At 38.8% G+C, this 18,342-nt stretch carries 12 protein-coding genes, 1 tRNA gene and 1 pseudogene; 10 read left to right on the top strand and 4 right to left on the bottom strand.

All coding sequences use genetic code 11. The features are described from left to right. Nucleotides 1–162 (top strand): annotated as a pseudogene (locus ABIQ28_RS07195) (metallophosphoesterase); the annotation flags it as partial. 102 nt (nucleotides 163–264) lie between these two features. Next, a complete protein-coding gene (locus ABIQ28_RS07190) occupies nucleotides 265–561 on the top strand; it encodes a thioredoxin family protein (protein ID WP_348036201.1) in 297 nt (98 codons plus the stop codon). Nucleotides 562–684: 123 nt separating this feature from the next. On the opposite strand, the gene ABIQ28_RS07185 is transcribed toward ABIQ28_RS07190, so the two are convergent. Further along, the gene (locus tag ABIQ28_RS07185; protein WP_348036200.1) at nucleotides 685–1,413 is read right to left on the bottom strand and encodes a polysaccharide deacetylase family protein; all 729 of its coding nucleotides are present in this window, start codon (nucleotides 1,411–1,413) and stop codon (nucleotides 685–687) included. 6 nt (nucleotides 1,414–1,419) lie between these two features. Further along, the gene (locus ABIQ28_RS07180; protein ID WP_348036198.1) at nucleotides 1,420–4,734 is read right to left on the bottom strand and encodes a DUF2723 domain-containing protein; all 3,315 of its coding nucleotides are present in this window, start codon (nucleotides 4,732–4,734) and stop codon (nucleotides 1,420–1,422) included. Nucleotides 4,735–4,958: 224 nt separating this feature from the next. On the opposite strand from ABIQ28_RS07180, the gene ABIQ28_RS07175 reads away from it, so the two are divergent. Beyond that, nucleotides 4,959–5,031 (top strand) — tRNA-Gln (locus ABIQ28_RS07175). A 217-nt stretch (nucleotides 5,032–5,248) separates the two neighbouring features. On the opposite strand, the gene ABIQ28_RS07170 is transcribed toward ABIQ28_RS07175, so the two are convergent. Beyond that, complete coding sequence (locus ABIQ28_RS07170; protein ID WP_348036197.1) at nucleotides 5,249–6,073, bottom strand: universal stress protein; 825 nt, start codon at nucleotides 6,071–6,073, stop codon at nucleotides 5,249–5,251. A gap of 154 nt (nucleotides 6,074–6,227) precedes the next feature. On the opposite strand from ABIQ28_RS07170, the gene rimP reads away from it, so the two are divergent. The 4 genes from rimP (at nucleotide 6,228) to ABIQ28_RS07150 (ending at nucleotide 11,381) form a co-directional block, all read left to right on the top strand. Beyond that, entirely contained in the window at nucleotides 6,228–6,695 is a 468-nt protein-coding gene (gene rimP / locus ABIQ28_RS07165; RefSeq protein WP_348036196.1) for a ribosome assembly cofactor RimP, read from the top strand. Nucleotides 6,696–6,707: 12 nt separating this feature from the next. Beyond that, nucleotides 6,708–7,940, top strand: a complete 1,233-nt coding sequence (nusA, locus tag ABIQ28_RS07160) for a transcription termination factor NusA (RefSeq protein ID WP_348036195.1) — start codon at nucleotides 6,708–6,710, stop codon at nucleotides 7,938–7,940. 30 nt (nucleotides 7,941–7,970) lie between these two features. Then, nucleotides 7,971–10,850 (top strand): translation initiation factor IF-2, encoded by a 2,880-nt coding sequence (infB, locus tag ABIQ28_RS07155; protein WP_348036194.1) that lies wholly within the window; start codon nucleotides 7,971–7,973, stop codon nucleotides 10,848–10,850. A gap of 402 nt (nucleotides 10,851–11,252) precedes the next feature. Next, nucleotides 11,253–11,381: a hypothetical protein gene (locus ABIQ28_RS07150; RefSeq protein ID WP_348036193.1), complete on the top strand. Its 129-nt coding sequence runs from the start codon at nucleotides 11,253–11,255 to the stop codon at nucleotides 11,379–11,381. A gap of 297 nt (nucleotides 11,382–11,678) precedes the next feature. On the opposite strand, the gene ABIQ28_RS07145 is transcribed toward ABIQ28_RS07150, so the two are convergent. Next, nucleotides 11,679–12,071, bottom strand: a complete 393-nt coding sequence (locus tag ABIQ28_RS07145; RefSeq protein WP_348036192.1) for an SPOR domain-containing protein — start codon at nucleotides 12,069–12,071, stop codon at nucleotides 11,679–11,681. A 296-nt stretch (nucleotides 12,072–12,367) separates the two neighbouring features. Here ABIQ28_RS07145 and ABIQ28_RS07140 point away from each other — a divergent pair, with 296 nt between their 5' ends. From ABIQ28_RS07140 to nrfD, 3 genes are all read left to right on the top strand, one after another. Next, complete coding sequence (locus tag ABIQ28_RS07140) at nucleotides 12,368–13,660, top strand: c-type cytochrome (RefSeq protein ID WP_348036203.1); 1,293 nt, start codon at nucleotides 12,368–12,370, stop codon at nucleotides 13,658–13,660. A gap of 152 nt (nucleotides 13,661–13,812) precedes the next feature. Then, on the top strand, nucleotides 13,813–17,073 hold the full coding sequence (locus ABIQ28_RS07135) for a TAT-variant-translocated molybdopterin oxidoreductase (RefSeq protein ID WP_348036190.1): 3,261 nt from the start codon (nucleotides 13,813–13,815) through the stop codon (nucleotides 17,071–17,073). 31 nt (nucleotides 17,074–17,104) lie between these two features. Next, the coding region (gene nrfD / locus ABIQ28_RS07130) for an NrfD/PsrC family molybdoenzyme membrane anchor subunit (protein ID WP_348036189.1) at nucleotides 17,105–18,342 on the top strand (1,238 nt) is incomplete at its 3' end.

The following is an 18,342-nucleotide window of genomic DNA, read 5'->3' as shown; positions in this document are numbered from 1 at the left end:
AAATACCGTTACAAACATTGGGCAGGCGTTTATAAGGAAAAGGGTCAATATATCAATGTGAATAGAGGTTTTGGTTATTTGGGCTATCCTGGTCGTGTGGGTATTTGGCCAGAAATAACCGTGATTGAACTTAAAAAGGGTTCTGAGAAAATCATAACCTAAAGCTCGGGATGCAAGTGGATAAGCTATTTGCGTATGTTATAGGATAATAAAAAAATAATAAGTAGGTTTGTAATAACCCATTTGATCTAAACATTAAAATGTATGTCAAAATTTGGAGAAATCATAGATGTCGATATTCCCGTTTTGTTGGACTTTTTCACAGAATGGAATGAACAATCTACTGCAATGCATCCTGTGTTGAGAGAAGTAGCTGCTGCACTTGGTGACAAGGCAAAAGTGATCAAAATCGATGTTGATAAAAATAAAGATCTTGCCGAGGCACTTCGCGTCAAAGGTCTGCCGACGCTTATCATCTATAAAGGCGGTGAAATGAAATGGCGTCATAGCGGAGAGCAAGATGCCGATACACTTATTGGGATTCTTCAGGAGTATATTTAGGAAGAACTAAGACCGCTTCGCTGTTGGAACAGAGAATCAAGAACTAATTTGGAATGTAATCAAAGGATTGGTTTGCAATTCAAAAAGTAGCGATAGTCAAAGTCAAAAAGCAATAATTTAGACTTAAAGAGTTTTAAACTGATAACCTTCTTTGCTAAAATGCTCTAATGTTTTTGTTAGGGCATACTTCATTCTTGTAGATGCTTTTACGCTATCATGAAATACGACGATACTTCCAGCGCCTGCTTTTGAAATCACGTTGTTGGCACATTGTTCTTCAGATAAAGAGTTTTTCCAATCGAACGCTAAAACATCCCACATAATAATTTTATAACCGAGATTAATCAGCTGTTTTCCTTGACTGGACTTGATTTTTCCGTAAGGCGGACGAAAGAGCATTTGATTGTTGATTAAAGATTGGAGATTGTTGATTGCTGATTGATGACTGTCACATATCGATGATGAGTCATCTATGGGATTTGGAATTTGGGATTTGGATTTTGGATTTTCAAAATCGATGATTTCTTGAGTTTTCAAAACGTCTTCTATATAAACATCAGTATCAGTTTTCCAGCCTTTCAAATGATGAAAGGTGTGGTTGCCGACTGCATGACCGTCTTTAAGAATTTCCTTAAAAATCTGAGGATGTTTTTGAATGTTGTTGCCAATACAGAAAAACGTCGCTTTAGCGTGGTAGGATTTTAATAGGTCTAAGGTCCAGTGGGTGATTTCTGGGGTTGGACCGTCGTCAAAAGTTAAGTAAATCACTTTTTGATCATCAGGCATATTCCAAACGTATTTTGGGAATATGCCTTTGATCAGTTGAGGTGTTTTTACAGGAATAAGGTTCACAAAAAACTAGTCAAATTGAATGAGTTTATCAATGGAATCCTTTACCATATCACGTTCGTCACGCTGCGGTGCTTCACGTCGTGGTCCATCGCCCATAAAATGCTTGAACAATTGTAAGTAGTTGTTGAACTTTTCGGTTTCTTCCATCGCAAAATCCTTATCGTTATAAACCACAACAATATCTACTAAGCTTCTGTAGCGTTCAATGTCTGTTACAATTTCATCCAAATAACGCGTTTGTGTTTCTACAGGGAGTCCGCTATAATACGTTAGGTTCTCTTGGTATTTCTTGGTGACCTCTTTGTAGAGCTTTCTGGCTTTCTCTATACTGCCCAATTCATAGTAGCCGCTAATATAAGGCTCCAATAACGTGTAGTAGCCAAAATAATCAACCGGCATTTTCTCCATGGCCAAATCGGCAATTTTCTCAGCTTTTTCGGGTTGGTCCTCATTGATCAACTGCTCCATTAAACGCGCCAAGTTTCCGCGGTAGGTAATGCCGTTTTTACGAGTTTCGACATCGTGATAAATATGAGGATTACCACTGTTGCCCCAATCCCATGACATTACTTTGTTGTACATTAATTCACTATCCACACGGCCCATGTCAAAAGGATTTGCTTTGTCTACTGCAGTTCTGATCGGCACCAATTTATAAACTAGGCCATCCAATTGCAGGTAATCTTTCATCCAGATATAGTCGTCATCTCCAAAGCTTCCTCCTGTAAAATAGATAGGACGCTCCCAATTATTGTTGGCAATAATATCAAGCATCAGTAAGCGGTTTTTATATAAGGCGCTGCCTTTGATTTGAATGACAATATCGTCCACGATTTTATCGGCATCTTTTTCTTTGACGATCCCATGTTTTAAAACTGAAGCTTTATCGACCGGAATTCTGACGAATTTTGTAGGATAATAGTTTGAGTTCAACATGTTTGAAGGATAACTGCTAATGTCTCTGCCTTCTTGCTGTAAAGCGTATTTAAGTTTTGTTCGTGGATTATCACTACTGACAAAATCCATAAAATCCTTAATACTCAAAGTGTCTTTGGTGATTTCTTTTTCAACAATATAATCCCGTGTTCCGTAGCGGTATTGCGCATGCGTCAGTTGTGAAGGAATAGGGTCACTGTCATAGGCTTTACGTTTCATTTGGTCAATATACCAATCTGTTTGGAAAAGACTTGTGTTGACCACTCTTACATCGCGTCGGATGCCTTCAATTTCTTGGGCATACCACAATGGGAACGTGTCGTTGTCTCCAATAGTAAAAAGAATGGCATTGGGCGCACAGGATTCCAGGTATTTAATAGCCATGGCATGTGCTGTTTTTCTGCCCGAACGGTCATGATCGTCCCAGTTTTGCGCCGCCAATATTCCAGGGACTAAAACCAAACAGGCCAAAGTAACGGCATGCGGCAGAAATTTTGAAGCCGTGTATTTTCGAAGGGCATCAAATAGGGCATAAACACCAAAACCGATCCAAATGGCAAATACGTAAAACGAACCGACTACGGAATAATCACGCTCTCGTGGTTCAAATGGACGCACGTTCGTGTAGAACTGAATCGCTAGTCCTGTCATCAGGAAAAACACCAATAAGGTCCAAAACATTTTTTTATCCCTTCCTATCAAAAACAGGAAGCCAATCAATCCTAAAATAAGCGGCAGGAAGTAATAGGTGTTTCGTGCTTTGTTGTTTAAAACATCACTTGGCAAATTGTCTTGAGACATATTAAGATGCCAAGAGTCGATAGGGTTGATGCCGCTGATCCAATTCCCATTTAAGTCGTCATATTTTCCTTGAATGTCATTTTGACGTCCGACAAAATTCCACATAAAATAACGCCAGTACATATAACCAAACTGGTATTCAATCATATAACCAATGTTTTGGAGGAGCGACGGTTTTTCAATATCAAGGTATTGACCAAATTGTTTTAGAAATTTGTTATAATCACTATAATCCACTTGGCCTTCTCTTACGCTGGCTCTAAAACTAGCGACCATGTCCGTGACTTGCGGTTCCGATTGATATTCTCGCTTGACTTTAAAATCTAACAAACCAGTAAACATCATATAATTCTCTGCATTGTCACTGCTCCACATTCTCGGTAAAATGGCCGCTTGCTCTGAATTAAAGTTTTGTTTTGCGTTTTTATAGTCGTTGACAATCACGTATTTTCCTGCTTCAACATCCTTTTCATAGTTAGGTTTGTCATCCACATAAGGTTGGTTTTCGTCAAGACCTGTATATTGTTCTGTGAACAATGGACCATAAAACAAGTGCGTCTCAGGATATTGTTCCAGATTGTAATAAGCTAAAAGTTCGCGTGCGTCAGAAGGATCGTTTTCGTTGATCACAACATTGGCATTCGCTCTGATAGGAAGCATGAGCCAACAAGAAAATCCAATAAAAATGAACATTAAGCAAAGCACCAAAGTGTTTGCCATGTATTTTTGATGATCGCGCGTGTATTTTAATCCGAAATAGAAAGCAGCGACCACGATGATAAAGGCGATGATCGTTCCAGAGTTAAATGGCATGCCAAGACTATTCACGAAGAATATCTCTGAAGCACTAAATATTTTTAGCGCATTTGGAAGTAACAATTTAAAAATAAACAATAAGATGGCGGCAGAGATGACGTTCGCCACGATAAAATTAGTAACGGTTACCGTTTTATAATTCTTAAAGAAGTAAATCAAGCCCATTGCAGGAATGGTCAATAGTCCCATAAAGTGGACGCCAAATGATAGTCCAATCACAAAGGCAATTAAAATTAACCAACGGTTACCGCGTGCGGTATCCATATCCTGTTCCCAGCGTAAAGCCAACCAAAACATGACCGCCATGATTAAGGTAGCCATTGCGTAAACCTCAGTTTCAACAGCGTTAAACCAAAAGGAATCTGTAAAGGTAAATGCTAAACTTCCTACAAGTCCGCTGCCAAGGATGGCTATTTTTTTAGAATCGGTAAATTCTTCTTCGGATTTAACGAGCTTTTTAAGGAGCAACGTAATGGTCCAAAACATGAATAAAATAGTGAAGGCACTTGCGGCGCCGCTCATCATGTTCAACATCGCGCCAATTTGCGTAGGTTCTAAGGCAAACATGGAGAAGAAGGCACCAAGCATTTGAAATAATGGTGCTCCTGGTGGATGTCCTACTTGAAGTTTGGCCGAGGTCAGTATGTATTCTCCTGCATCCCAGAAACTAACAGTGGGTTCAATCGTGAGTGCGTAAACGGTGAATGCAATTGCAAAGGCAAACCAACCTAAAATGGTATTCCATTTCTTGAAGTTGAAATGATTCATAGACTTATTGTTGAATTAGTGTGGCGAATTTAGCAATAATTATATAAGGCAGGGAAATTTTTAAGTAAACGTTAAGGATTTCAAAAAAGATTCGAATCTATTGAGCCCTCATTATCAGGTAAAAAGAGAAATAAAAAAGAAATAAATTTTTATTTCATGTTTTTCTTCGCAAAATGTTTGCAAAAATAGAAGTTTGTAGTAAATTTGCATCCTCAATTAGAGATTGGCCTATGGTGTAACTGGCAACACGTCTGGTTTTGGTCCAGAAGAGTCTAGGTTCGAGCCCTAGTAGGCCAACAAGAATTGAAATCCCGATTATGAAAATAGTCGGGATTTTTGTTTTAATAGTCTATGCCTGCTAGGGCGAGAATTTTATGCTGAGCGTAGCCGAAGTAAGCCCTAGTAGGCCAACAATAATTGAAATCCCGATTATGAAAATAATCGGGATTTTTGTTTTTGGAGATCCTTCGTCTTAATTCTTGATTCTAAAAGCGAAGCGGTCTAATAGTCTAATTCAAATCTTAAACGTAATCACAGGACGTTTGGCATGATTAACCACATCCTCTCCAATGCTGCCATTGAAAAAATGGGCAATCCCTTGTCGACCATGGGTGCTGATCCCAATTAAATCGGCGTCAATTTCTTTGGCAAAATTTAAAACGCCAATTTCGACGGTTTCATCATTATAGATATGGATGGAGTACTCCTTAAAGTCGTAATCTTTAATAAACTCATGGATGCGTTTGTTGGCTTCTGAGGTTGAAATAAAGTTATTGGCGGTGTTGACCATCAATAAAAACATCTTAGCGCCAAATGCTTTGGCAAATTCTATTGCTTGTCTGTAGGTGTCCTTATTGTCTTTTTTGAAATCTGAAGCAAAGACAAAGCGGTCGATAGAAAATTCGGCATGGTTGCTTTTGATAACCAAAACAGGAATATCTGAAGTGCGCACCACTTTTTCTGCATTGGAGCCTACGAACATTTCCTTAAATCCGGTAGCGCCATAGGATCCCATGACAATGAGGTCAACGCCATGTTCATGACAAGTGTCAATAATGCCACTAAAGGATGGATAGTTTTTTACAATATCATGGACTTTAACGTCTTTAAGGTAGTCTTGGGCGAGCATGGTTTCGAATCGTTGTTGAGCCAATTTCATAAAAAACATGGCTTCGGGTAAAACGCTCGGGGTGTTCATGACCTCGAAATCTTGCATCGGGAGCTCTAACATGTGCAGTAAATAAATTTCAGAATCGAATTTTTTTGCTAATTGGACGGCTACTTTTAAGGCGTTTTCAGCTTGTTCTGAGAAGTCTGTGGGGACAAGTATTTTTTTCATAGAAGTGTAAATTGTTTGTTAAAGTTAAATCTAATAATAAAAATCGACTTTAGATGCTTTGGATAAATCAATAATTAAATTGTATATTTGCACCGCGGAATGATAAAAGAAAACATGAGGGGACAAGGGAGTCCCCTCTTTTTATACTAATAAAATGCTAAGCGAGACCACTGTTAAGACTTTGATAGCAAACGGACTGGAAGAAAGACCAGATCTTTTTTTAATCGATTTAACCTTACATCCTGACAATAAAATTAGTGTTGTTATTGACGGCGATAATGGCGTCACTGTTGAAGATTGCATGTTTATGAGTCGCGCCATTGAGAATAATTTGGATAGAGAAGTCGATGATTTTTCTATAGATGTGGCTTCTGCGGGAGCAACTTCACCATTAGTGAACAAGAGACAATACAAGAAAAATATTGGACGCACCTTACAGGTCAAAGCAAAACCTGATGTAAAAGTTGAAGGAGTTTTGATAGAAGTTGATGATGCTGAAGTGGCTTTGGAATGGGAAACAAAAGAGCCTAAGCCAGTTGGTAAAGGTAAAGTTGTGGTGAAAAAGCAGGCTAAAATCAAGTATGAAGATATTTTAGAAGCTAAAGTGATAATAAAATTTTAATTCGAGGTAGTTATGGAAAATATAGCGTTAATTGATTCTTTTTCAGAATTTAAAGACGATAAATTAATAGATCGTGTAACGTTAATGGCGATTTTAGAGGATGTCTTAAGAAATGCACTAAAGAAAAAGTACGGTGATGATGACAACTTTGATATCATTATAAATCCTGACAAAGGCGATTTAGAGATTTGGAGAAATAGAGTTGTGGTTGCTGATGGTGAAGTAGAAGAGCCAAATCAAGAAATTGAATTATCTGCGGCTCGTAAAATTGAACCTGATTTTGAAGTTGGTGAAGATGTTGCGGAAGCTGTAAAGCTTATCGATTTGGGAAGACGTTCAATTTTGGCATTGCGTCAAAATTTGATCTCAAAAATTCACGAGCACGACAATACCAATATTTACAAGCAATTTAAAGACTTAGTAGGCGAGATTTATACTGCCGAAGTACATCATATTCGTCACAGAGCCATCATTTTATTAGATGACGAGGGTAACGAAATCATTCTTCCTAAAGAAAAACAAATCCCTTCCGATTTCTTCCGTAAAGGTGAAAACGTAAAAGGAATTATCGAAAGTGTTGAACTTAAGGGTAATAAGCCAACCATCATCATGTCGAGAACAGCTGATGTGTTTTTAGAAAAATTATTCGAACAGGAAATTCCTGAGGTGTTTGACGGCTTGATTACCATTAAGAAAGTAGTACGAATGCCTGGTGAAAAAGCGAAAGTAGCGGTGGATTCATACGATGATAGAATTGATCCTGTGGGTGCTTGTGTTGGAATGAAAGGTTCTAGAATACATGGTATTGTAAGAGAATTGGGTAATGAAAACATTGACGTGATCAATTACACCAGTAACATCCAATTGTTCATCACGCGTGCATTGAGTCCAGCAAGAGTAACCTCTGTGAAACTTAATGAAGAAACCAAACGTGCTGAGGTGCTTCTTAAACCAGAAGAAGTAAGTAAGGCTATTGGTAGAGGTGGTCATAACATCCGATTAGCCGGGCAATTGACAGGCTATGAGATTGATGTGTTTAGAGAAGGTGCCGAAGAGGATGTGGAATTATCAGAATTCTCAGATGAAATCGAAGGCTGGGTTATTGCAGAGTTTAGCAAAGCGGGATTAGATACTGCGAAAAGTATCTTAGAACAAGATGTTCAAGATTTGGTTAAAAGAACCGATTTAGAAGAAGAAACCATTTTAGATGTTATCAGGATTCTTAAGGAAGAATTTGAAGAATAACACATATTTAAGTTATATTAGAAGCAATTTATGGCTGATACAATTAGATTAAATAAAGTATTAAGAGAACTCAATATTTCTATTGACCGTGCTGTCGATTTTCTGGAATCGAAGGGCGTGACTGTGGAAAAGAGTCCTAATACGAAAATATCAGATGATGTTCATGCGATTCTATCCAATGAATTTCAGACGGATGCCAGTAAAAAACAAGCCTCTCAAGAGGTTGGTGAGGCGAAGTTGAAAGAAAAGGAAGAATTACGCGAACAACGTGAGCGTGAGATTGAAGAAAAACTGAGGAAGGAAGAGGCTAGCAAACAAGTCATTAGAGCTAGAGGAGCATTAACCGGACCAAAACAAGTCGGCAAAATTGATTTGGATCCTAAAAAATCGGAAACTCCTAAAGTAGAGAAGCCAGTTGAAGAGCCAAAACAACCTGCGCCTGCTGAAGTAGTTGCCCCTGAAGTAAAAGAGACCCCTAAGCCAGAAGTTCCTGAAGTTAAAGTAGAAGTCAAAACTGAGGCTAAGGCTGAAGTTAAAACAGAGGCTAAGGAAGAAGTTAAGGAAGATCCGAAAAAAGTCGAAAAAGCTACGAAGGAAACCAAGCCAGCTGAAATTGTTGAAAAGGTTGAGAAGGTTGAGCAGATCGAAAAAGTTAAGAAAGCTGAAAAAGTTGAAAAAACAGATACGCTTGAAACTACTGGTGTTGATGACGAGCAAATCGTAACCCAATATCAAAAATTAACGGGTCCTAAAATTGCTGGAGAAAAGATAGATCTTTCGCAATTCAACAAGCCTAAGAAGAAAAAAGAGGAGAGAAAGCCAGCTACGGCTGCTGGTGCTGCTGCTGACGCCAACAAGAAAAAACGTCGTCGTATCAGCAAAGGACCTGCTGCTCCTGGTGCTCCTGGTGCTGCAAAACCACCTTTTGGTGCTAATAGAGGTACAAGTCCTAACTACAAAGGGAAACCTGGAGGCGTTAGAGCGAGTACTGTAAAAGAAGAGCCAAGCGAAGCAGACGTGCAAAAACAAGTTCGTGAAACTTTAGAAAAACTTCAAGGGAAGTCTAATAGAGGGAAAGGAGCCAAATATAGAAGAGACAAGAGAGATCAACACCGCCAACAGACTGAAAAGGATATTGAGCAGCAAGAAGCGGAAAGCAAAGTATTGAAAGTTACTGAGTTTGTTACGGCAAGCGAAGTAGCCACGATGATGGACGTTCCTGTAACGCAAATCATTTCAGCCTGTATGTCCTTAGGAATGATGGTAACGATGAACCAACGTTTGGATGCTGAGACTTTATCGGTCGTAGCGGATGAGTTTGGTTATGAAGTTGAATTCGTAAGTGCGGATCTTGAAGATAGTATTGAAGTTGTTGCAGATGAGCCAGAAGATTTAAAACCACGTGCGCCAATCGTTACGGTGATGGGTCACGTTGACCACGGTAAAACATCGCTTTTGGATTATATCCGTCAAGAGAATGTAATTGCTGGAGAGTCTGGAGGTATCACACAACATATTGGTGCCTATGCTGTACAGTTAGAAACTGGACAGAGAATGGCATTCTTGGATACACCAGGTCACGAGGCCTTTACGGCAATGCGTGCCCGTGGTGCGCAAATCACGGATTTAGTAATTATTGTTATTGCTGCAGATGACTCCATCATGCCGCAAACCAAAGAGGCTATTTCCCACGCTCAAGCGGCAGGAGTACCTATTATTTTTGCGATCAATAAAATAGATAAACCAAGTGCTAATCCTGAAAAAGTAAAAGAAGCTTTAGCACAAATGAACTTGTTGGTTGAAGATTGGGGTGGAAAAGTTCAATCCCAAGATATCTCAGCCAAAACCGGTCAAGGTGTTAAGGAATTATTAGAAAAAGTAAGTCTTGAAGCAGAATTGCTGGAACTTAAAGCAAACCCTAACAAGCGTGCTGAAGGAACTGTAGTGGAAGCTTTCTTGGATAAAGGTAGAGGTTATGTATCAACTATTTTGGTGCAAGCCGGAACCTTGAAAGTAGGCGATTATGTACTAGCTGGAAAAAACAGTGGTAAGGTAAGAGCCATGCATGATGAACGTGGAAAAGAGGTTAAGTCGGCAGGTCCATCAACGCCAGTATCTATATTAGGACTGGATGGCGCGCCACAGGCTGGAGACAAGTTTACTGTTTTTGCTGATGAGCGTGAGGCCAGACAAATTGCTGCTAAACGTACTCAATTACAGCGTGAGCAATCAGTTAGAACACAACGTCATATTACACTTGATGAAATTGGTCGTCGTATCGCCCTTGGAGATTTCCAAGAGTTGAACATCATCCTTAAAGGTGACGTGGATGGATCAGTGGAAGCCTTGACGGATTCGTTCCAAAAACTTTCTACTGAAGAAATTCAAGTGAACATCATCCATAAAGGTGTTGGTGCCATTACTGAAAGTGATGTCTTGTTGGCTACAGCGTCGGATGCGATTATTATCGGATTTAACGTTAGACCAATGGGTAACGCACGTCAAATTGCTGATAAGGAAGAAATCGATATCAGAATGTACTCGATCATCTATGACGCCATCAACGATCTTAAGGACGCGATGGAAGGCATGTTGTCTCCTGAACTTAAAGAGGAAATTACGGGTACTGCTGAAATTAGAGAGATCTTTAAAGTTTCTAAAATTGGAACGATTGCAGGTTGTATGGTAACTTCTGGTAAAATATTCAGAAACTCAAGCATCCGATTGATTAGAGAAGGTGTGGTAATTTATACAGGTGAATTAGCGTCGTTGAAACGATTTAAAGATGATGCCAGAGAAGTTTCTAAAGGTTATGACTGTGGTATGCAAATTAAGAATTATAACGATATTCAGGAAAATGATGTTATTGAAGCTTTCCACGAAGTTGAAGTGAAAAAGAAATTGAAATAATATTCATTTTATCTATAAAGAAAATGCGACCTAACCCGTCGCATTTTTTGTTTTTAAATGGTCAACTGTTTTCTGATTTGTTGTAAAATATTCAGAAACATAAGCATTTGATTGATTAGGGAAAGTGTGGTAGTTTATTCACGTAAATTAGCATCGTTGAAACGATTTAAAGGTGATGCCAGTGAAGTTCTTAAATTCTATAGCTTTGGGATGCAGATTGAGAATTATCGCGCTATTTAAGAAAATGACGGTATTGAAGCTTTCCACGAAGTTGAAGTAAAAAAGAAATAATATTCAATTTGTCTATAAAGAAAATGCGACCTAACCCGTCGCATTTTTTTGTTTTTAAATGGTCAACTGTTTTGTTGTTTTTGGTAAAATATTAATAAATTCAAGCATCGATTGATTAAAGAAGGTGTCGTTGGTTATACAGGAGAACGAACGTCGTTGAAACGATTTGAAGAGGATGGCAGAGAAGTTTCTAAAGGATATGACTTTGTGAAGCAGATTATGAATTATCGCGCTATTTAAGAAAATGACGTTATTGAAGCTTTCCACGAAATTGAAGTGAAAAATAAATTGAAATAATATTCAATTTATTTATAAATAAACTGCGACCTAACCCGTCGCATTTTTTTGTTATAAAGTGTTTATTTCTGAAATGTTTTGGTGTTTTAGGCTCGGAGAGTTTTTATTCTAATGAGCGGTAATTTTGTCTAAGATAGACCATAAAGCGGTGGTAAGATTTAGATTAAACCTCTGAATTCTTTTATTCCAAACTGCCATTGATGGAAGTCTTTGTTTTACATCTAGTCTTAATAATTGTTTTTATTTGTTGTTTCTTGGACTCAGGATAAAGGCGTGCGCGTAAGTTTTCTTTACTTCCATTAATGCTCGATCAGCCTCTAATCGCGTTCTAAAGTTACCTACCCAAATCTTATAATTTGGTTGCTCATATTCAAGGGAGCTGCTCCAGTTCGGGAATAAGGCTGTCGCTTTACTTCTGGTCGATTGGGCTTCACTACGTGCAGTAGTGCCTGAATTGGAAAAAATTTGAATGATAAAGGCATTTACTGTGCGTAAATCCTTTTTGTACTCCAATAACTGATCAATTTCCTTGTCTTGGTCAATTGAAACGACGCCTTGTTGTGCATGTAAGGTAAGTGAAGTCGAAAAAAACAGAACAGCTAAATAAGATAATTTTATAAGGGGTTTTATCATGGAATATTAAATTAAAAGTGAATGATCTGATTTTATAATCCTAAATGATTTGTTTCCAATTCATTTAAGGTTGTGCAAAAATATTAAAAATATATTGTAATGTGCGCATAGGAAATTATTAAACTCTATAAGCCCTATTATATTATTTAGAACGTTTATAAATTACCAATTAACAGTTCTGTAACATTTCTAAAATCGACTTTAAGTATTACTTTTGGCAGAGATTTTATAACTGTATTTTTTTCTTTTCAATGAAAAAAGCATACCAAAGTTTGGAAGCTAACTCAACTAATAATATGAAACAGGTGATTTACCGTAATTTGACTTCTAATATACTGAAATTAGGATTTTTTATTTTACTTACGTTTACAACATCGCTTCACGCTCAAGAAGGTGATCCTGCCAAAGGAAAAGCATTATATAATGCTAATTGTGCCGCATGTCATAAACTAGACGGACCAATGACGGGCCCTGCGCTTCGTAACATTGAAAAAGTTTTAGCAGAACAAGGTCTTGATAGAAAGTGGATAACAGCTTGGATCCATAATAGTGCGGGTTTGATCAAGTCTGGTGATGCTTACGCTAACAAGATCTACAACGAGTACAATCAAATGCCAATGACGCCGTTCCCGCAATTGTCGGATGACGATATCAGTGATATTTTGGCGTACACGGCTGAAGAAAAAGCTGCCCCGCCTGCTGCCGCCGTTGGTGTGACAGGTAATGGCGCTGCCCCAGCTGCTGGCGGAACTTCAAATGAATTAATTCTTGGTGCTTTAGCCGTTTTATTTGGCTTGTTGGCCATGGCATTGATTTTAGTGCGACGTACTCTAAATCGTTTTGCTGAAGCTAAAGGGGTTCAGGTCGATGAAGGAAAAGGTGTTTCTATCTGGAGAGCCTTTATTCAAAATCAATTCTTGGTTTTGGTTACAGCCGTTTTATTATTATTGGCCAGTGGGTATTTTGTTTATGGCTATTTCATGCAAATAGGTGTTGATCAAGGTTACGAACCTGTTCAACCTATCCACTATTCTCATAGAATACATGCTGGAGATAACGGTATTGATTGTAAATATTGTCACTCTTCTGCTCGTGTAAGTAAGACTTCTGGAATTCCATCATTAAACGTTTGTATGAACTGTCATAAATCAATTGGCGAAGTGTCAGAAGAAACTTTAGCTGAAGGAAGGCAGTACGGCGTTGATTACAATGCTGAAATCGAAAAATTATACGCTGCAACGGGCTGGAATCCTGCTGAGCAAAAATATACAGGAGAGCCGCAACCGGTCAAATGGATCCGTATCCATAATCTTCCTGACTTCGCATATTTTAACCACTCACAACACGTTACCGTTGGAGGTATTGAATGCCAAACATGCCATGGTCCTGTTGAGACTATGGAAATTGTATCGCAACACGCACCGTTGACGATGGGATGGTGTATCAATTGCCATAGAGAAACGGATGTGAAAGTGGAAAACAACGAATATTACACTAAAATTCACGAACAGTTATCCAAAAAGTATGGCGTTGAGAAACTTACCGTTGCACAAATGGGAGGTTTAGAGTGTGGTAAATGTCATTACTAAAAAAAATCTTTTTAGTGATTTCCGTGCCTGCCTTTTGGTAGATAAGGAAAGGGAAGTCCTATTTCAATAGGGGTTTAAAACAATAAATTTTAAGATACAGTTATAGTTTTTAATAAAAACGAATAACGATCAACTAATAACTATTAAAGAATATGTCATCAAACAAGAAATACTGGAAAAGTGTTGAGGAGCTGAATACAGACAGCTCTATTGTTAAGGCGCTTACACAAAATGAATTTGTTGAAGAAATTCCGACGGATGAATTTTTGGGTAACAAATCCAGTTTGGAATCGTCTTCAACAACACGTCGTGATTTCTTAAAATATGTTGGCTTCAGTACAGCAGCGGCATCTTTAGCAGCTTGTGAAGGACCGGTTATTAAATCGATTCCTTACGTTGTACAGCCAGAGGAAATCATACCTGGCGTGGCTAATTATTATGCTACAACAATTGCTGATGGTTTTGATTTCGCAAGTGTTTTAGTAAAAACTCGCGAAGGACGTCCAATTAAAATCGACAACAATAATTTGGCCGCTTCTCAAGGTGGTGTCAATGCCCGAGTGCATGCTTCCATTTTAGGGTTATACGATAATTTGAGAGTCAAAGGCCCTCAAAGAGGAGGTCAAGATATTTCATGGGAAACCTTTGATTCTGAAACCAATCAGAAATTAACTGAAGTGATGAATGGTGGAAAAGACATTGTGTTATTGACACAAACTTTTGCCAGTCCATCAACGAGCAAGTTAATTGCTGTGTTTAAAGAAAAATATGGCAACGTACGCCACGTGGTTTACGATGCTGTTTCTGAGTCTTCGGCATTAGATGCTTATCAAGCTAAATACGGAGAACGCGCCATGGCAAATTATGATTTTGCTAAAGCAGCAGTGATCGTATCTGTGGGTGCTGATTTTCTTGGAGATTGGCAAGGTGGTGGTTATGAGTCAGGTTATGCTGTAGGTCGAATTCCTACCAATGGCAAAATGTCAAGACATATCCAGATTGAATCGGTTATGTCATTATCAGGTGCCAATGCCGATAAGCGTATTCCTGCAACCCCTTCACAACAAAAACAGGCTTTAGCTAAATTATATAGTTATGTGACTGGTCAAGCTGTTACAACAGATTTACCTGCACATATCGATGAAGCCATTCAAAAAGTAGCTTCAGAGTTAAAGAAAGCTGGAAGTAATGGGGTTTTGATAACAGGTATCAATGATGTTAATGCCCAAACAGTGGCATTGGAAATTAATGCTGCATTAGGAAGTAAAGCGTTTGATGCTGCAACTCCAATTAAAATAAGACAAGGTAGTGATAAAGAAGTGATGGCTTTAATATCAGATATGAATGCTGGTAAAGTTGGCGCAGTCATCATGAACGGTGTAAATCCGTTGTACACCTTACCAAATGCAAACGACTTTGCAGAAGGATTAAAAAAGACCGAAGTATCTATCGCTTTTTCATTAAAAGTGGATGAGACTGCTTCGCAAGTTGAATATATTGCCGCTGTACCTCACTATTTGGAGTCTTGGGGAGATGTGGAACTTAAAAAAGGACATTTTGGTTTAATTCAACCAACGATCCGTCCATTATTTGACACGCGTCAATTTCAAGATGCCTTGTTGAAATGGACAGGCAGTGATGTTTCTTATTACGATTTTATCAAGGAGAACTGGTCGACAGGTGTTCTAGGAACCGCTTCATTTAATCAAGCATTACATGATGGTGTTTTTGTAACTACTGGTTTTACAAGTGTTTTGGGTTCAGGTCCTTCTTCAAAATCGACGAGTCCTACAGAATTAAAAGATAAAAAAGATAGAACTTTTGTTGGTGGCATTATCCATGATGTTGCTGTTGGAGTTGGGGTTAAGAATGAAGATCAAGATGAATTTGTCACGACTTCTACTACGACCTCTTCAAGCTCAGCTTCAAATGTTGCTGCGGTAGCTTCCGTTTCAGGGGGTGCGGCTGCAAGAGCCTTAGCTTCTGCTGGGTTAGCTAAAGGCATGGAGTTACAACTCTATACTAAAATTGGAATGGGAGATGGTCAACAGGCCAATAACCCATGGTTGCAAGAGTTTCCAGATCCAATTACCAGAGCGACATGGGACAACTATGTGACGGTTTCTAGTGCTGATGCCAAAAATTTAAACATAAAGAATTGGCACGTGGCCAACGGTGGATTAAATGGTAGTTTGGTGGAATTGACTGTAAATGGTCAAACCTTAACTCTTCCTGCAATTATCCAACCAGGTCAAGCTATCGGTTCAATAGGCCTGGCGCTGGGCTTCGGTCGTTCGAAAGGACTTAAAGAAGAAATGCAAACAGGTAAGAATGCTTACCAATTCTATAAAGATTTCAATCGTAGCCAAACAGACGTTTCAATTAAAGTAGTAGCAGGTGAACATGAATTTGCTTGTGTTCAGTTGCATAACACATTAATGGGACGTGGGGATATCATTAAGGAAACTACGCTTGAAATTTTCAATACAAAAGATAAAAAGCATTGGAATAACCTTCCACAAGTCTCTTTAAACCATGTCGAAACACCTTCTACGGAAGTGAATTTATGGGATGATTTTGACAGATCAATCGGGCATCATTTTAATCTATCAATTGATTTGAATGCGTGTACAGGATGTGGTGCTTGTGTGATTGCATGTCATGCTGAAAACAACGTACCAGTAGTTGGTAAATCTGAAATGAGACGTAGTAGAGATATGCACTGGTTGCGTATTGATAGATACTACTCCTCTGAAGATACCTTTATTGGTGATATCGAAAGAAAAGAAGCAGCCAATGGGTTGTTAGGTGATTCAGGTATCAAAAATACTTTGCACGAAATGGAGGTTGCTGCTGAGAATCCTCAGGTAGCCTTCATGCCGATGATGTGTCAGCATTGTAATCATGCGCCTTGTGAAACTGTTTGTCCTGTTGCGGCAACTTCACATGGTCGTCAAGGGCAAAATCATATGGCTTATAACCGTTGTGTAGGTACACGTTACTGTGCCAACAACTGTCCTTATAAAGTGCGTCGTTTCAACTGGTTCCGTTACAACAAAAATGATGAATTTGATTACATCATGAATGATGATTTAGGCCGTATGGTTCTGAATCCAGATGTTGTAGTACGTTCAAGAGGTGTTATGGAGAAATGTTCGTTGTGTATTCAAATGACACAAAAAACGATTCTTGATGCTAAGCGAGACGGTCGTGAAATTAAAGATGGTGAATTCCAAACGGCATGTTCTGCAGCTTGTGGCACAGGGGCTATGGTATTTGGAGATATCAATGATAAAGAAAGTAAAGTTGCGAAACTTAAAGAAGATAAACGTATGTATCACGCATTAGAGTATATTGGAACACAACCAAATGTCCAGTATCACACGATCGTGAGAAATACAACCGAAGCATAATTATTAATTAAGATATAATTCTAAAAGCATTATGGCGTCTCATTACGAAGCACCTATTAGAAGACCTTTAGTACTAGGTGAAAAATCATACCACGACGTTTCCGTGGATATCGCTAAACCTGTCGAAGGAAAAGCCAATAAATCTTGGTGGATAGTATTTTCCATCTCATTAGCAGCCTTTCTTTGGGGGGTTGGATGTATCATATATACCATTTCAACAGGGATTGGTGTTTGGGGCCTAAATAAAACCATTGGTTGGGCCTGGGACATTACTAACTTCGTTTGGTGGGTTGGTATTGGTCACGCAGGTACACTGATTTCGGCAGTATTATTATTGTTCCGTCAAAAGTGGCGTATGGCCATTAACCGGTCTTCCGAAGCGATGACCATTTTCGCGGTTATTCAAGCGGGATTGTTTCCTTTGATCCACATGGGTCGTCCATGGTTAGGCTATTGGGTATTACCAATTCCAAACCAATTTGGATCCTTATGGGTCAACTTTAACTCACCATTACTTTGGGACGTATTTGCGATCTCAACCTACTTGTCGGTGTCGTTAGTGTTCTGGTGGACAGGTTTACTTCCTGACTTTGCGATGATTCGTGATAGAGCTGTAAAACCTTTCCAAAAGAAAATTTACTCACTATTGAGTTTTGGATGGTCTGGTAGAGCGAAAGACTGGCAACGTTTTGAAGAAGTATCTTTGGTTCTTGCAGGTTTGGCAACACCACTTGTACTTTCAGTACATACCATTGTATCTTTTGACTTCGCGACGTCGATAGTTCCCGGATGGCATACCACGATTTTCCCACCATACTTCGTTGCTGGTGCTGTTTTCTCTGGTTTTGCGATGGTAAATACGCTGTTGATCATTATGAGAAAAGTGGTAAGTCTTGAAGATTATATTACGGTTCAGCATATTGAATTGATGAACATCGTTATTATGATTACGGGTTCTATCGTTGGTGTAGCTTATATCACTGAGTTATTCATTGCATGGTATTCTGGAGTGGAGTATGAACAATACGCCTTCCTGAACAGAGCAACGGGACCTTACTGGTGGGCTTATCTCTTAATGATGACTTGTAACGTGTTCTCGCCACAATTTATGTGGTTCAAAAAATTGCGTACAAGTATTATGTTCTCGTTCTTTATTTCCATTGTGGTAAACGTTGGGATGTGGTTTGAACGTTTCGTTATTATCGCGACGTCGTTACATAGAGATTACTTGCCATCATCATGGACGATGTTTCAACCAACATTTGTGGA

The organism is Gelidibacter sp., assembly GCF_039916245.1.
Lineage (GTDB): Bacteria > Bacteroidota > Bacteroidia > Flavobacteriales > Flavobacteriaceae > Gelidibacter.
Note: the sequence above shows the minus strand (reverse complement) of the source record. Positions and strands in the feature narration are given on the sequence as shown.

Coding starts and splice junctions, on each gene's coding strand:
- ABIQ28_RS07190 (WP_348036201.1), top strand. CDS start 265: ATGTCAAAATTTGGAGAAATCATAGATGTCGATATTCCCGTTTTGTTG.
- ABIQ28_RS07180 (WP_348036198.1), bottom strand. CDS start 4,734: ATGAATCATTTCAACTTCAAGAAATGGAATACCATTTTAGGTTGGTTT.
- ABIQ28_RS07170 (WP_348036197.1), bottom strand. CDS start 6,073: ATGAAAAAAATACTTGTCCCCACAGACTTCTCAGAACAAGCTGAAAAC.
- rimP (WP_348036196.1), top strand. CDS start 6,228: ATGCTAAGCGAGACCACTGTTAAGACTTTGATAGCAAACGGACTGGAA.
- nusA (WP_348036195.1), top strand. CDS start 6,708: ATGGAAAATATAGCGTTAATTGATTCTTTTTCAGAATTTAAAGACGAT.
- infB (WP_348036194.1), top strand. CDS start 7,971: ATGGCTGATACAATTAGATTAAATAAAGTATTAAGAGAACTCAATATT.
- ABIQ28_RS07145 (WP_348036192.1), bottom strand. CDS start 12,071: ATGATAAAACCCCTTATAAAATTATCTTATTTAGCTGTTCTGTTTTTT.
- ABIQ28_RS07140 (WP_348036203.1), top strand. CDS start 12,368: ATGAAACAGGTGATTTACCGTAATTTGACTTCTAATATACTGAAATTA.
- ABIQ28_RS07135 (WP_348036190.1), top strand. CDS start 13,813: ATGTCATCAAACAAGAAATACTGGAAAAGTGTTGAGGAGCTGAATACA.